This is a genomic window from Salmonella sp. NW177, assembly GCF_051811585.1.
GTDB lineage: Bacteria > Pseudomonadota > Gammaproteobacteria > Enterobacterales > Enterobacteriaceae > Salmonella > Salmonella enterica.
In genome coordinates, this window is record NZ_JAMMZV010000008.1 from 85,955 (window position 1) to 99,102 (window position 13,148).

The 13,148-nt window shown below is 51.2% G+C and carries 14 protein-coding genes; 9 read left to right on the forward strand and 5 right to left on the reverse strand.

The annotated features are described in order from the left end of the window. Nucleotides 1-7: 7 nt before the first annotated feature. The 4 genes from NA986_RS20210 to NA986_RS20225 are packed head-to-tail and all read left to right on the forward strand — an operon-like array spanning nt 8 to nt 2,867. Complete coding sequence (locus NA986_RS20210; protein WP_001267119.1) at nt 8-592, forward strand: fimbrial protein; 585 nt, start codon at nt 8-10, stop codon at nt 590-592. A gap of 26 nt (nt 593-618) precedes the next feature. Next, nucleotides 619-1,176, forward strand: a complete 558-nt coding sequence (locus tag NA986_RS20215) for a fimbrial protein (protein ID WP_000673424.1) — start codon at nt 619-621, stop codon at nt 1,174-1,176. Nucleotides 1,177-1,194: 18 nt separating this feature from the next. Further along, nucleotides 1,195-1,794 carry a fimbrial-like protein gene (locus NA986_RS20220; RefSeq protein ID WP_001186616.1) on the forward strand — a complete coding sequence of 200 codons (600 nt, stop codon included), beginning with the start codon at nt 1,195-1,197 and terminating at the stop codon, nt 1,792-1,794. A gap of 11 nt (nt 1,795-1,805) precedes the next feature. After that, the gene (locus NA986_RS20225) at nt 1,806-2,867 is read left to right on the forward strand and encodes a fimbrial protein StkG (RefSeq protein WP_000777846.1); all 1,062 of its coding nucleotides are present in this window, start codon (nt 1,806-1,808) and stop codon (nt 2,865-2,867) included. 1 nt (nt 2,868) lies between these two features. Here NA986_RS20225 and NA986_RS20230 read toward each other — a convergent pair whose 3' ends face one another. Both NA986_RS20230 and NA986_RS20235 read right to left on the reverse strand, forming a co-directional pair. Next, the gene (locus NA986_RS20230; protein ID WP_000245316.1) at nt 2,869-4,098 is read right to left on the reverse strand and encodes a polysaccharide deacetylase family protein; all 1,230 of its coding nucleotides are present in this window, start codon (nt 4,096-4,098) and stop codon (nt 2,869-2,871) included. A gap of 61 nt (nt 4,099-4,159) precedes the next feature. After that, complete coding sequence (locus tag NA986_RS20235) at nt 4,160-4,600, reverse strand: PTS sugar transporter subunit IIA (protein WP_000901958.1); 441 nt, start codon at nt 4,598-4,600, stop codon at nt 4,160-4,162. 369 nt (nt 4,601-4,969) lie between these two features. Here NA986_RS20235 and stiA point away from each other — a divergent pair, with 369 nt between their 5' ends. From stiA to NA986_RS20255, 4 genes are read left to right on the forward strand one after another with little or no spacing between them, the layout of a single operon-like run. Beyond that, nucleotides 4,970-5,503, forward strand: a complete 534-nt coding sequence (gene stiA / locus NA986_RS20240) for a Sti fimbria major subunit StiA (RefSeq protein ID WP_000779122.1) — start codon at nt 4,970-4,972, stop codon at nt 5,501-5,503. 47 nt (nt 5,504-5,550) lie between these two features. Continuing rightward, the gene (gene stiB / locus NA986_RS20245; protein WP_023216309.1) at nt 5,551-6,234 is read left to right on the forward strand and encodes a fimbrial biogenesis chaperone StiB; all 684 of its coding nucleotides are present in this window, start codon (nt 5,551-5,553) and stop codon (nt 6,232-6,234) included. Nucleotides 6,235-6,260: 26 nt separating this feature from the next. Beyond that, nucleotides 6,261-8,807 (forward strand): fimbrial outer membrane usher protein, encoded by a 2,547-nt coding sequence (locus NA986_RS20250; protein WP_198910093.1) that lies wholly within the window; start codon nt 6,261-6,263, stop codon nt 8,805-8,807. Between the two features lie 8 nt (nt 8,808-8,815). After that, nucleotides 8,816-9,892 (forward strand): fimbrial protein, encoded by a 1,077-nt coding sequence (locus NA986_RS20255; RefSeq protein WP_000794031.1) that lies wholly within the window; start codon nt 8,816-8,818, stop codon nt 9,890-9,892. Between the two features lie 108 nt (nt 9,893-10,000). Here NA986_RS20255 and NA986_RS20260 read toward each other — a convergent pair whose 3' ends face one another. Together NA986_RS20260 and NA986_RS20265 are read right to left on the reverse strand one after the other, a co-directional pair. After that, the gene (locus NA986_RS20260) at nt 10,001-10,771 is read right to left on the reverse strand and encodes an ABC transporter permease (RefSeq protein ID WP_000983418.1); all 771 of its coding nucleotides are present in this window, start codon (nt 10,769-10,771) and stop codon (nt 10,001-10,003) included. Next, a complete protein-coding gene (locus NA986_RS20265) occupies nt 10,768-11,694 on the reverse strand; it encodes an ABC transporter ATP-binding protein (RefSeq protein ID WP_000150628.1) in 927 nt (308 codons plus the stop codon). Before NA986_RS20265 ends, NA986_RS20260 begins: the two co-directional genes overlap by 4 nt. A gap of 108 nt (nt 11,695-11,802) precedes the next feature. Between NA986_RS20265 and can the strand changes: the two genes are divergently transcribed. Then, complete coding sequence (gene can, locus NA986_RS20270; RefSeq protein ID WP_000651590.1) at nt 11,803-12,465, forward strand: carbonate dehydratase; 663 nt, start codon at nt 11,803-11,805, stop codon at nt 12,463-12,465. A 57-nt stretch (nt 12,466-12,522) separates the two neighbouring features. On the opposite strand, the gene hpt is transcribed toward can, so the two are convergent. Then, on the reverse strand, nt 12,523-13,059 hold the full coding sequence (gene hpt, locus NA986_RS20275) for a hypoxanthine phosphoribosyltransferase (protein ID WP_000683342.1): 537 nt from the start codon (nt 13,057-13,059) through the stop codon (nt 12,523-12,525). Between the last annotated feature and the right edge of the window lie 89 nt (nt 13,060-13,148).

Genomic DNA, 13,148 nt, shown 5'->3' on the forward strand with positions numbered 1-13,148 from the left:
AAAACTAATGAGAGTTTATATGAAAAGAAACCGCCTCAGTCTTCCCATCGCGGCACTTGCCGTAATGGCAGCTTCTGGAAGCGCGCTTGCCGCTAACTCCACTAACCTGGATGTTAACTTCACGGCCACAATTTTAGAGACGACGTGTAACATGAAACTGGTCGGTGGTACAGGCTCCGACACGGTACAGGAATTAATCATTGGTAATAGTAGTGGTGAAGTTCGTATTGATGATGTAAGAGCGGGAACAGCAACGGCAGATTTTAAATTAGTGATTGTTGAATGCCCGGCATCGCTTCAATCATTAAAGACATCAATCAACGGAACGCCATCCGGGTATTCAACAAAAATATTAACGAATGGAACAAAAGGCTCAGCCGACTATATGGGGGTGTCAGTAGCGCGCGCATCCAAACCAGATGAACCTTTTGTTATTAACTCCACCGCCGATTCAGAACGTCTGGTCTGGAGTGAGGTAGAAATTAACAATAAAGAGGTTCCGCTGATCGCCATCATGAAAGAGACCAAGGCAAATTCGGCTACCACCGGGGCTTTCTCAGCCGTTGCGACTTTCGTATTTAGCTACGAGTAATTAACGCAGATCTACGGAGCATCACTATGAAATTTACATCAGCTTTAATCACATTATCCGTTTCTGCCGTCTTATTCTCTGGAGTGGTCAGAGCCGCTATTACCGGTACCGACAGTGTACAAATGACCTTTAAGACCACAGTGACAACCGGTACCTGTAAAGCTATCGTCGTTAATGGTGACGGAAAAAATGTCAGCACCATTGGCTATGGTGAGACATATAAATCGGATCTTAACAAGAAAGCGATGCCGCTGAGCATTGTCTTGAGCAATTGTTCCGGCGTAACCATCGCAGAAGTAGAAGCAAAAGCGGGCACCGGCGGCACCTGCTCCGGTGATAATTTAGACGGCGATTCTTACGCGGCGGGCCTGAATACCGCCTTCGAAATTTGGGGCGGCGATGCAGACACGGGGGTGAAACTGTCTTGTAAAACGCCACCAGCCGCACAGAAGGTGACCATTACCAACGGCGCGGGTACCTACCCAATGACGTCACGCATTGTGGTGGCAAACGGTAAAAGCCTGAGCGACGTCACCGCCGGCGATGTCACGGCTCCGGTCACCTTTGTTGTGACATACCCTTAATTTTCAGGTGCTTTGTTCATGCAACAATTACTGTTTCTTTTACGCCAGCCCGGTCTTGTGTTGCTTATGGGTCTGACGGGCGGGTTTTGGTCTGGCATCAGCCAGGCGGGTTCCAATTTGGATATCAATCTGACCGCCAGTATTGTTAACAGCACCTGCAAACTCAGTCTGGAAAACGGGGGGGAAGTCTACCTTCCCAACGTCACGCGGGCATGGTTTTACAATAACGACGGCAGCAGTAAATATGCGCCTACCGACGAAGCGGGCGGCACGCCTTTTAACGTGCGTCTCGAAAACTGTGCAGATAACAGTAGCATCAAGCAGTTGATGTTCAGTTTTACGCCGCAATCCGGTTTTTGGAGCAACCAAAACCAGGTTTTCAAAAATGATGCCACAACAGGCGCGGCGCAAAACGTGGGTATCGTCATTTTCTCGGCAGACTATAAAACTAACGTCTTAAACAGCGATGGCAGTTCTAACGTGGTTTACGACGTCAGCGGAAAAAGCAGTTCGCTGTATTTAACGGATTATCAGTTTTACGCGCGCTATCAGAATACGGGCGCAGTTGTCAGCGGCGTTGTCACCAGCAACGTGTTGGTTGACGTCAGCTACGAATAAAAGGATTTATGATGAAGCTATCCCCTTATCTGGCCGCACTGTTATTGTTGAGCGCATCCGGCGCAGCCTATGGTGCTATGGAATGTAAATTTTACAATGGCGATACACGACAGATAATGTCGCCAGGCGTTCAGCCAATCATTACCTTTCACCCCTCGGTGCAAACCGCCACGCTGCTGGCTAGCGGTATTACGATGGAATTAACGCCGGAAATGCATAGCCACTGTGCAGTGGGGGATGATGGAGAGAACATCTACCAGATGACGGACAACACCTTACTTGAAGGGTATGTCGACGGTAAGGCCTTGTTTCGCACCAATATACCCGGCATTACGTATGCCATTGGGTTATACCCCGCAGGGAAAGGCATTACCGGATGGTTTCCCGTCAATTCCGGTCAATATTATATGACCGCTTATGCTGACGACAACGAAGGCTATTTCGACCATGAAAAAAAATGGTACGCCGTGATGGAAATCTACCAGATGCCCGGCTTTAATGGCGTGCCTTCAGGAGTCGGTTTTATTAGCTCAATCGGCGGCCCATTGGGGCGCATTGTTCTCGGAGACCCCGTAGGTTCTGAGTCTGACCATCCTCGCCCGCTAATCACCATTTCTGATATGATGTTTAACATTCCATTCTCCGAACCGACCTGTATTCTTACCGCGCCCACCACCGTGAATTTAGGTGATTGGTACCGAAGCGACCTGGAGAAAGATCAGACCACCGAAGTGCCTTTTCAGATTACCGGAACCTGTACCGGGACGATTGAAGTCTCGTTCGTGGCGAAATCCTCATATACCAATGCGGATAAGAACCTGTTCACCAACTCGATTACCAGCAACTCAAGCGTTACCGCGGCTGGCGGCGTCGGTGTAAAAATAAGCTCACCGGCCTATCCGCAAATTCATGCCGACAGTACGCCAGAAGTCATTGCCGTGGGCGAGATAATCGGGAGGCCGGTGACCTCAGTAAACGCCAACTTTAAGGCAAAGCTGGTCAAAACAGGGACGGAGGCCGTGACACCCGGTATTTTCGGATCGTCTGTCACCTTCCAGGTAACCTACGAGTAAACTACCCTTGCGGCTGGTTGCTGATCAGCCGCGACATGGTTTCCAGCGAATCCGTGCGCAGAATATACAGCCTTTTGAGCAGCATCGGATTATCTCCCGGCTTCACCTTCCCTCTCACCGTGGTGACCGCCAGATGGAAACCGGCGTCTTTTGCTGCTTTGATCGCGGTCGCGTTATAGCCGCCAAAGGGATAAGAAAGATAAAATACGTGCGGAGTAAACTGTGCGAGCGCCCGCCGCGAGCGTTCAAAATCAAACAGAATATTATGGTAGCTGCGGCTATATAAAATCGGGCGACGATGCCCGTCTACCCGGTGTAAAAAATGGGTATGCGACTGAAAATCAAAAACGTCGCTTATCTTGCGCAATTCGGACACGCTCATAAATTGCAGCGACCTGGGATTCCATGTTTGCGGATGGCGCTTAATACGCGATGAGATAATAAATGCCGTCGCTTTCATACCGTACTGCTTTAATACCGGATACGCATAGCGACTCACCGATTTAAGGCCATCGTCAAAGGTGATAACCACCGCGCGCGCCGGGAAATTGGCGCGGTTATGGATGTAATCCTCCAGTTGGTACATCGTCAACGTGGCATAGCCGCGATCGCGAAGCCAGGTCATTTGGTTGCTGAATGCCCGAACCGAAGTCGTGGTGGACGTATGGCGAAAACGAGTATTCTCTTCATCACGTAAGATGTGATGATAGGTCAAAATCGGAATGCCGTTGTCTTCCTGCGCATCCATGGCGCTGACATAAGCCAGCCTGTCGCCAATACGGATCTGATACCAGGTTTGATGCAGCCGGCCTTGCAGCTTGCTAATAATGGGGTAACGCAAATTATCCACCAATACGCCAAACGGGGCGCTACTGATGTCCGGCGCGTTATACACCGGCGTGTCCTTCCAGGTCACCAGATTCTGATTGCTGAGCGGCTTGTTAAGATCGCCCAGGCCATCTTCCACTTTTTGTTTTCCCTGCACGGATTCCAGATGGCCTTTATCGATAAACCCCACACCGAAGCCGAATTTAAAGGCATAATAATCAGCCGCAACAGGCGTTACGGAAAGAATTTGTCCGGCGCGGATATTCCCTACGGTCACCATTTTGTCGCCAATCTGCGACCAGATGGCGGCATCTTTCGTCGTTTGCATATAACGAGCGGGCAAGGCAGCCAACACATTACCGGCGAAAAAGAACAGCAAGATAAGAACAACGCGCATAACCATATATCATAACCGAGGCGAAAAAACGCCGTCATTGTAGCAAAAGCGTCGTCAATGGTATTGATCAAAACTCATACGAATCATGCAGCAATACAAAAGGCGGATTTTTCTGCTGCTGATGCCAGAGACTGGTGACATCCGGCGCGCCAAGCGCGACAATCTGGTCGCGAAATGCTGAACTGCTCATTGACTCTCGCCATGGAATCATTTCCTCCATCAATGAATAGCTGACACCGGAAATAACTTCACATTGAGAATGTTTATGGCTCATCAGCGACGCGACACGATAAGGCGCCGCGCCGGAAATGTCGGTTAAAAATATCACGCCTTCACCGGAGTCGGTGGCATGGAGGGCGTCACACATCATGCGGCTGAGCATATTTACGCTTAACCCACGCCAGAAATTGACCGCCCGACACTGCGCCAACGGCCCATATTTCTTTTCAAGACCTTCGAGCATTTCCTGCGCCCGATCGTCATGACAGGAAATGACCCATCCCAGCATAACTTCTCCTCCATTGAGCTCCAATCCTGCATGATGTCAGCATGTTTTTTTGGCCGACAACACACTATGACCACGATCATTTTTTATTCAAAAAAATTTACATTATTTTTAAAATTGTTAACAGCCTTCATAGAATCTGGCCCATTAAAGGGTAATCACGGCGATTCAATTAAACAAACACTCACCAAAATAATTGATTAAATATATATTATAAATATTTCATATTTATGTATTCTGAATTTTTCTTCGCGCCGCAAAAATCATCGGACATTATATTTACTCATTCGGCAATAAAAAGAACAATAACTTCCCACACTATAGATATTGTTACTATGTCAATATTTATAATATCTTAAAGGATCAAAGATAATGAAACTCACCTTAAAAACACTCACTGTGGCACTGGCTGCCATCACCCTCTCCCCCGCCGCGCTGGCAGACACCGCCAAAGACGGCACCGTACATATCACCGGCCTCATTAAGCAAAACGCCTGTACGGTAAAAACGGATTCAGTAGAGGTGACATTACAGGACGAATTTGCCTCTCTTTTTACTGCCGCAGGGCAGACGGCAGGGGATAAAGACTTCACCATCGAACTCGAAAACTGCGACGCAAACGTCTACAGCAGTGTACAGGCGCGCTTTGAAGGCACACTCGACGGAACCGATGCGACCATCCTGAAAAATGAGGATGATGCTGAGAATATTGGCGTGCAAATTCTTGATAAATCTAGCACCCCTATGACCTTTAACGATCTTCAGGCATGGTCTGCCGCAGTCGCGCTCACAGAGGGGGTGACGGAACTCTCAATGCCTTTCACCGCCCGCTATATCTCCACCGCGGTTCCCGTTAAGTCGGGAACGGTCGATGCAACCGCAACATTCTATCTGCAATATAACTGATCCTGGCGGCCAGTGTCGGCTGGCCCCTTTGTTTATTGAGGTCATCAATGAATTCATTGGCTAAAGCAGGGTTGCTTTGTTGCCTGTTGTGCGGTTCGCTGGCGCATGCCGCAGGGATAAACATCGGCACAACGCGGGTTATTTTTCACGGCGATGCCAAAGATGCGTCCATATCGATAAGCAATAGCGACAACGTTCCCTATTTAATTCAGTCCTGGGCGCAATCGATCAGCGAAACCGGGGCGAGCGGCGATGCGCCGTTTATGGTCACCCCGCCGCTTTTTCGCCTTAATGGCGGGCAAAAGAACGTACTACGAATTATCCGTACCGGCGGCAATTTGCCGGAAGATCGCGAGTCGCTGTACTGGCTGGATATTAAATCGATTCCCAGCAGCAATCCGGACAATAAACACAACACGCTCATGCTGGCCGTTAAAGCGGAATTTAAGCTGATTTACCGGCCAAAAGCGTTAACCCAAAAACCAGAAGAGGTTGCCGATCGGTTAACGTGGTCGCGTCAGGGTCGCACGCTCACCGTGAAGAACCCCACGCCCTATTATATGAACTTCGCCACCCTTTCCGTTGGCAGTCAAAAAGTGAAAGCCCCGCGCTATGTGGCGCCTTTCGGCAACGCGCAGTACACGCTGTCTGCCGCCGCCAGCGGCCCGATTGTCTGGTCTATCATCAACGATTTTGGCGGTACTGGCCCCGAACATAAACAAACGCCTTGAGAAGAGTGACAGGGATGAGAGTGCCGATGCGCAAAAGGCAACACCGGGTATTTTATTTATCGCGCTGCGCTGTGTGTATCGCGCTGGGCAGCACGTTCGCACACGTTGCATGGGCGCGCGACTATTTCAATCCGGCATTTATTGAAAACCATGGGCAGGCGAGTCGCACAAGCGTCGATCTGTCGACATTTGATAACGACAAAAGCCAGCTGCCAGGCACCTATTACGTCACTATCAATATCAATAAAACAGAAATCGGCGCGCGAAACGTTGATTTTCAACTCACGACGCTCAGTGACGGTCAACAGGCATTACAGGGCTGTTTACGGCTCCAGGAACTAAAAGATAACAGCGTCAAAACCGACCTTTTTCCAACCCTGGAGAGTGAAAAAGGCTGCGTCGATCTCAGCGTTATCCCCGGCGCCAGTCAGCGGTTTGATTTTCAGCAACAGACATTATCAGTAAGCATCCCGCAACTCTACATCGCCAACAACGCGCGCGGCTACGTGCCGCCGGAAAAGTGGCAGGAGGGGATTACCGCGCTAATGTTGAACTACAGTTTCAGCGGCTATAAAGAGTACGGTTCCAGTGAGGATTCCGACGATGCGGAATCGAAGTATCTCGCTCTCCAGCCGGGTTTTAACCTCGGGCCGTGGCGTTTTCGCAACTACAGTAACTGGAGTTCAAATAACGGCGAGAGCGGTAGCTGGAACAGCGTTTATAACTATTTACAGCGCGACATTATCGCGCTGAAAAGCCAGTTCACCGCCGGAGACAGCAATACGCCATCCGACGTGTTCGACAGCGTACCTTTTCGCGGCCTCCAGCTCACCTCTGACGATCAAATGCAGCCCAACAGCCAGCGTGGTTACGCCCCGACGATTCGCGGCATCGCCCGCTCAAACGCGCAGGTTATCGTGCGGCAAAACGGCTATATCGCCTATCAGACCGCCGTTTCGCCGGGCGAATTTGAAATCAACGATATGTTTCCCACCGGCAGCAACGGCGACTATGACGTAACGGTAAAAGAAGCCGACGGCAGCGAACAGCATTTTATCGTGCCCTACTCTTCGCTGCCGATTCTGCAGCGCACCGGACGGGCAAAATACAGCGTGACCGTGGGTAAATACCGCGATTATAACAACCACACGCTGGACGACTTCGGCCAGGCAACCCTGCTGTACGGCCTGCCGTGGGGCATCACCCTGTACGGCGGCAGCCAGATTGCCGGCGATAAATACCAGTCCGTCGCCTTCGGCGTCGGGCAAAATATGCAGATGCTGGGGGCCATTTCCCTGGACGGCATCTGGTCGCACGCCAAATTTGACGATGGCCGCAAAGAAATCGGGCAATCCTGGCGCGTCCGCTACAGCAAGGGCGTCGTCAGTACGGGCACCACGTTTTCGCTGGCCGGCTATCGTTACGCCAGCGAAAACTACAATTCGCTGAGCGAGGTGATCAACCCGGACGACGATTTTTATGATAACTACGGCAAGCGCCATAATCGTTTCGAAGCCTCGGTCAACCAGCAAATTAGCGATACGCTCGGTTCCTTAACGCTAAGTTGGGTAAAAGAAGATTACTGGCACAGCGCTCAGCAGATGGAGTCTCTGAGCGCCAGTTACAACAATAGCTGGGGTCCGGTGAGCTATTCGCTGAGCTACAGCTATAACAAAAACACCTACCAGTACCGATCGGACAATGACGATGATGATAACGACGACGATCGTTATAACCAGAACGATCGGCTGTTCACGTTGTCGCTGCATGTTCCGTTTACGGTGTTCGATTCCAGGCTATACGCCAGCTATATGCTGAACACGCGTAAGCACGATGCCACGGTGCACAGCACCACCCTTAGCGGCACCGCGCTGCGTGACAGAAACCTGAACTGGTCGTTACAGCAGAGCCACAGCACACAAGACGGTGATTCCGGCGGGGTAAACGCCAGCTACAAAGGCACTTATGCCAATCTCAACGCCGGTTACAATCAGTCGCCAGATAGCCAACAGGTCAGCTACGGCATCAGCGGCGGCATTCTGGCGCACGAAAACGGTATTACCCTGAGCCAGCCGATTACCGGCGCGGCGATTTTAATTAAAGCGCCCGGCGCCAGCGGCGTTTCGGTTGAAAACCAGACCGGCGTCGCCACCGACTTCCGGGGTTATACGGTGATCCCCAACGTCACGCCGTATTATCGCTACGATATCTCGCTCGACAGCAGCACGTTTGCCGACAACGTGGATATTCCGCTCAACAACCAGACCGTCTACCCGACGCGTAATGCGGTGGTGCGCGCGGCGTATGACACGCATAAGGGCTATCGCGTGCTGTTAACGCTGACGCGCAGCAATGGCGAGCCCGTGCCCTTTGGCGCGACGGCAAGCGTCGATGGGCAGGATGCGAACCTGGCCAGTATCGTCGGCGATAAAGGCCAGGTCTTCCTCAGCGGCCTGCCGGAAGAGGGCCTGCTGCTGGTGAACTGGGGAAGCGCCTCTTGCCGCGCGGATTACCGCCTTGATATCAGCAAAAATATGAACGGCATCGTGATGGCGAACGCCGTCTGCCAGTGAGGAACACAATGAAGAATTTATGGATGCTGCTGGCGCTGGCGCTATTTTCAGGCCATGCGCTGGCAGAAGGAACGATGGGCAACGGAAGCGGCTGGTGTCAACCCACCAACGGCACGCATAATTTTCCTTTTAGTTTTAATCAAACCATTACCGATACGGATGGGAACCAGACGGGAACCATCGTTGAAGAGCACTGGTCAGCTGGCGGAGAATATTCGGCTAAATGCGACTGCGATAACAGTGATTATCGCGGGTACAACTATTTCACCGCGACCACCGGCGATCTGACGCAGAAAGGCACGCACAGCGAGACGCGATACTACGGACATATGGATTACTATGTCCTCGTGGCAGGCAAACTGGAAATTGGCACCGAAGCGTATGTAGCCGGGAAGTTGAACCAGAATATTCCTGTCCCGTTTTCCTCAATCAGCAATGAGGATAGTTCCGCAGGCGGCTGTGGCGATGCAGAAATGAAATCAATGACGGCGGGCAATAAAGGCACGGTAAGGATTTATATTACTCATCCTTTGGTCGGTGAAATCTCGATCCCGCAAACAACGATCATGAATCTCTATTTATCAAAAATGCCGGGCAGCAGCGGAGATAATATTCCCCCCGCCGTTCCCCCTGTCGCGCACGTCACCATGTCCGGAACTATTACCGTGCCGCAGTCCTGTTCCATCAACGCCGGGCAGGTTATCGAGGTCAGGCTGCCGGATATTGAGGGCAAAGATATTCGTAATCTCGGCGACAGTCCGCAGAACTCGCACGTCACCACTCAGGTAAACTTTACCTGTAGCAACGTGGCGGACGGCACCAACCTGTCAATGTCATTGAACGGAGAAACCGATCCGCACAACCCGGAATACCTGAAAACCGACAATGAGAATTTAGGGATACGGATTTCCGATAAATACGATAAGACCATCGTTCCCGGCGGTAGCGCCGAATTGCCGATTGAAGATTACACAGACGGTAAAGGCAGCACCGAGTTCACCGCCGCGCCGGTCAATACCACCGGACATGTTCCCCACACCGGAGAATACCAGGCTACCGCCACGCTGGAGATTCAGATTCGCTGAGAGAAGCGTTGGGTTTCGACAAGCCTCACCTACAGCCCCGTAACCCATTGATATTACGGCCCCGTAGATGGGGTGAAGCGAAGCGCAACCCAACGCCCCTGTCAACGCTTAACTGCGCAACCCGCGCCCACGCTGGATCAGCGACCAGCACAGCAGGTAGAAAGCGGCGATAAAGATCACCAGTACGCCAAACGTCGTCACCAGCGGTACATCATGGATACCCAGGAAGCCGTAGCGGAAGCCGCTGATCATGTAGACGATCGGGTTCAGGTGCGACAGCCCTTGCCAGAACGGCGGCAACAGCGTCAGCGAGTAAAATACCCCGCCGAGGTAGGTCAGCGGCGTCAGCACGAAGGTGGGAATCAGGCTGATATCGTCAAAGGTTTTCGCAAACACGGCGTTCAGCAGTCCGGCCAGCGAGAACAGAATCGCGGTCAGAATCAGCGTTAGCGCGACAAATACCCAGGAATGCACCTGGAAAGGCACGAAAAAGAGCGAAATCGCCGTCACCAGAATCCCCACGCACAGCCCGCGCGCTACGCCGCCGCCGACAAATCCGGCGATGATCACGTGCGTTGGTACCGGCGCGACCAGCAGCTCCTCAATATTGCGCTGAAACTTGGCGCTAAAAAATGACGACGCGACATTCGCGTAGGAGTTAGTAATAACCGCCATCATAATCAGGCCCGGCACAATAAATTGCATATAGCTAAAACCATGCATTTCGCCGATGCGCGAACCAATCAGGTTGCCGAAAATAATAAAATAGAGCGTCATGGTGATGACGGGCGGCACCAGCGTTTGCACCCAGATCCGCATAAAGCGGTGAATCTCTTTCGCCCAGATGCTTTTAAGGGCAACCCAGTAAAGCTGCATCATGCGCGATCTCCTTGTTTTTCATGCACCAGCGACACAAACAGTTCTTCCAGACGGTTGGCTTTATTACGCATACTTAATACCTGTACCCCCTGCTCGCTCAGTTGGCTAAAGACGCTGTTAACCCCCTGCTCGCGTAACACTTCCACCTCCAGAGTCGAGGTATCCACCAGACGATATTGATAACCCGTAAGCTTAGGTAGCGGGCTTTTTGGCGCTAAATCCAGAATAAACGTCTCCGATTTCAGCTTTGAAAGCAGATTTTTCATGGAAGTATTTTCCACCAGCTCGCCGTGCTGAATAATACCGATATTGCGGCACAGCATTTCCGCCTCTTCCAGATAGTGGGTGGTGAGAATAATGGTGGTGCCTTTGGCGTTTAAGTCTTTCAGGAATCCCCACATCGAGCGACGCAATTCGATATCGACGCCCGCCGTCGGCTCGTCGAGAATCAATAGTTTAGGCTCATGCATCAATGCGCGGGCGATCATCAGGCGGCGTTTCATCCCACCGGACAGCATCCGCGCGCGTTCACTACGTTTTTCCCACAGATCGAGCTGTTTTAAATACTTTTCGCTACGTAAAACCGCCTCTTTATGTTCCACGCCGTAGTAACCGGCCTGATTCACTACGATCTGCTGCACCGTTTCAAACGGGTTAAAGTTAAACTCCTGTGGCACCAATCCTAGCTGTCGCTTGGCGTTAACCACGTCTTTTTCCAGGTCGTAACCAAAAACGTTAACGCGCCCGGACGTTTTATTAACCAATGAGCTGATAATACCGATGGTGGTCGATTTCCCTGCTCCATTTGGCCCCAGAAGCGCGTAAAAATCCCCCGCTTCGACCTGCAAATCTATGCCGCGCAGCGCCTGAACGCCGCCGGGATAGGTTTTTTTAAGTTGTTGAAGTTCCAGCGCAATGGTCATAAATTCTCACTTACTTTACGTTCTTACACTTTATATATGGTTTAAATAACTACGGAGTTGCCCTATATTAGCCCAACGCACTTATTTGGTTACAGGTCGTTAACTTCCATGAAAGACATAGATACACTCATCAGCAACAATGCACTATGGTCAAAAATGCTGGTGGAAGAGGACCCCGGATTTTTTGAGAAACTGGCGCAAGCGCAAAAACCGCGCTTTCTATGGATTGGATGTTCCGACAGCCGCGTTCCCGCAGAGCGTTTAACCGGGCTTGAACCGGGCGAATTGTTTGTTCACCGTAATGTGGCTAACCTGGTTATTCACACCGATCTGAACTGTCTCTCCGTGGTTCAGTATGCGGTTGATGTTCTGGAAGTTGAGCATATTATCATTTGCGGCCACTCCGGTTGCGGCGGTATCAAGGCTGCGGTAGAAAACCCTGAGCTGGGCTTGATTAATAACTGGCTGCTGCATATCCGCGACATCTGGCTTAAACATAGCTCGCTGTTGGGAAAAATGCCCGAAGAGCAACGTCTGGACGCGCTCTATGAATTGAACGTCATGGAGCAGGTTTATAACCTGGGACATTCCACCATTATGCAGTCAGCGTGGAAACGCGGGCAGAATGTGACCATTCACGGCTGGGCGTACAGTATCAATGATGGCCTGCTGCGCGATCTTGACGTCACCGCCACCAACAAAAAAACGCTGGAGAACGGCTATCATAAGGGTATCTCCGCCCTAAGTCTGAAATACATTCCCCACCAATAAGCCATTAGCTATAGGCCGGATAAGTCGCTTTAGCGACGCCATCCGGCATTTCTGCGCTTACTCGTCCAGCAGCACCACTTTACCAACATACGGTAGATGGCGATAACGCTGGGCGTAGTCGATACCGTAACCGACTACAAATTCGTCCGGAATCGAAAAGCCAACGAACTCAACCGGCACGTCCACTTCGCGGCGAGACGGTTTATCCAGCAGCGTACAAATCGCCAGCGATTTCGGCTCGCGCAGGCCCAGGATTTCACGGACCTTCGACAGCGTATTACCGGAATCAATAATGTCTTCAACAATCAGCACGTCTTTACCGCGAATATCCTCATCCAGATCTTTGAGGATTTTCACGTCGCGGGTGGTGGACATGCCGCTACCATAGCTGGAGGCGGTCATAAAATCGACTTCATGAGGAACCTGAACTTCACGGCACAGGTCCGCCATAAACATAAATGAGCCACGCAACAGACCTACCAGCACCATTTCACTGCCGCTGTCTTTATAACGTTCGGTAATCTGACGACCCAGCTCGGCAATACGTGCTTTGATCTCCGCTTCGGGGATCATGACTTCAACAGTATGTTTCATATTTATAACCATATGATTTAAAAACAAATCACTCAATGCCGGTGACTAATAACGCCGCATTGACGCGCAAGGCACGCAGTATAACAGCA

Coding starts and splice junctions, on each gene's coding strand:
- NA986_RS20225 (WP_000777846.1), top strand. CDS start 1,806: ATGAAGCTATCCCCTTATCTGGCCGCACTGTTATTGTTGAGCGCATCC.
- NA986_RS20215 (WP_000673424.1), top strand. CDS start 619: ATGAAATTTACATCAGCTTTAATCACATTATCCGTTTCTGCCGTCTTA.
- NA986_RS20260 (WP_000983418.1), bottom strand. CDS start 10,771: ATGATGCAGCTTTACTGGGTTGCCCTTAAAAGCATCTGGGCGAAAGAG.
- hpt (WP_000683342.1), bottom strand. CDS start 13,059: ATGAAACATACTGTTGAAGTCATGATCCCCGAAGCGGAGATCAAAGCA.
- can (WP_000651590.1), top strand. CDS start 11,803: ATGAAAGACATAGATACACTCATCAGCAACAATGCACTATGGTCAAAA.
- stiA (WP_000779122.1), top strand. CDS start 4,970: ATGAAACTCACCTTAAAAACACTCACTGTGGCACTGGCTGCCATCACC.
- NA986_RS20220 (WP_001186616.1), top strand. CDS start 1,195: ATGCAACAATTACTGTTTCTTTTACGCCAGCCCGGTCTTGTGTTGCTT.
- stiB (WP_023216309.1), top strand. CDS start 5,551: ATGAATTCATTGGCTAAAGCAGGGTTGCTTTGTTGCCTGTTGTGCGGT.
- NA986_RS20210 (WP_001267119.1), top strand. CDS start 8: ATGAGAGTTTATATGAAAAGAAACCGCCTCAGTCTTCCCATCGCGGCA.
- NA986_RS20230 (WP_000245316.1), bottom strand. CDS start 4,098: ATGGTTATGCGCGTTGTTCTTATCTTGCTGTTCTTTTTCGCCGGTAAT.
- NA986_RS20235 (WP_000901958.1), bottom strand. CDS start 4,600: ATGCTGGGATGGGTCATTTCCTGTCATGACGATCGGGCGCAGGAAATG.
- NA986_RS20250 (WP_198910093.1), top strand. CDS start 6,261: ATGCGCAAAAGGCAACACCGGGTATTTTATTTATCGCGCTGCGCTGTG.
- NA986_RS20255 (WP_000794031.1), top strand. CDS start 8,816: ATGAAGAATTTATGGATGCTGCTGGCGCTGGCGCTATTTTCAGGCCAT.
- NA986_RS20265 (WP_000150628.1), bottom strand. CDS start 11,694: ATGACCATTGCGCTGGAACTTCAACAACTTAAAAAAACCTATCCCGGC.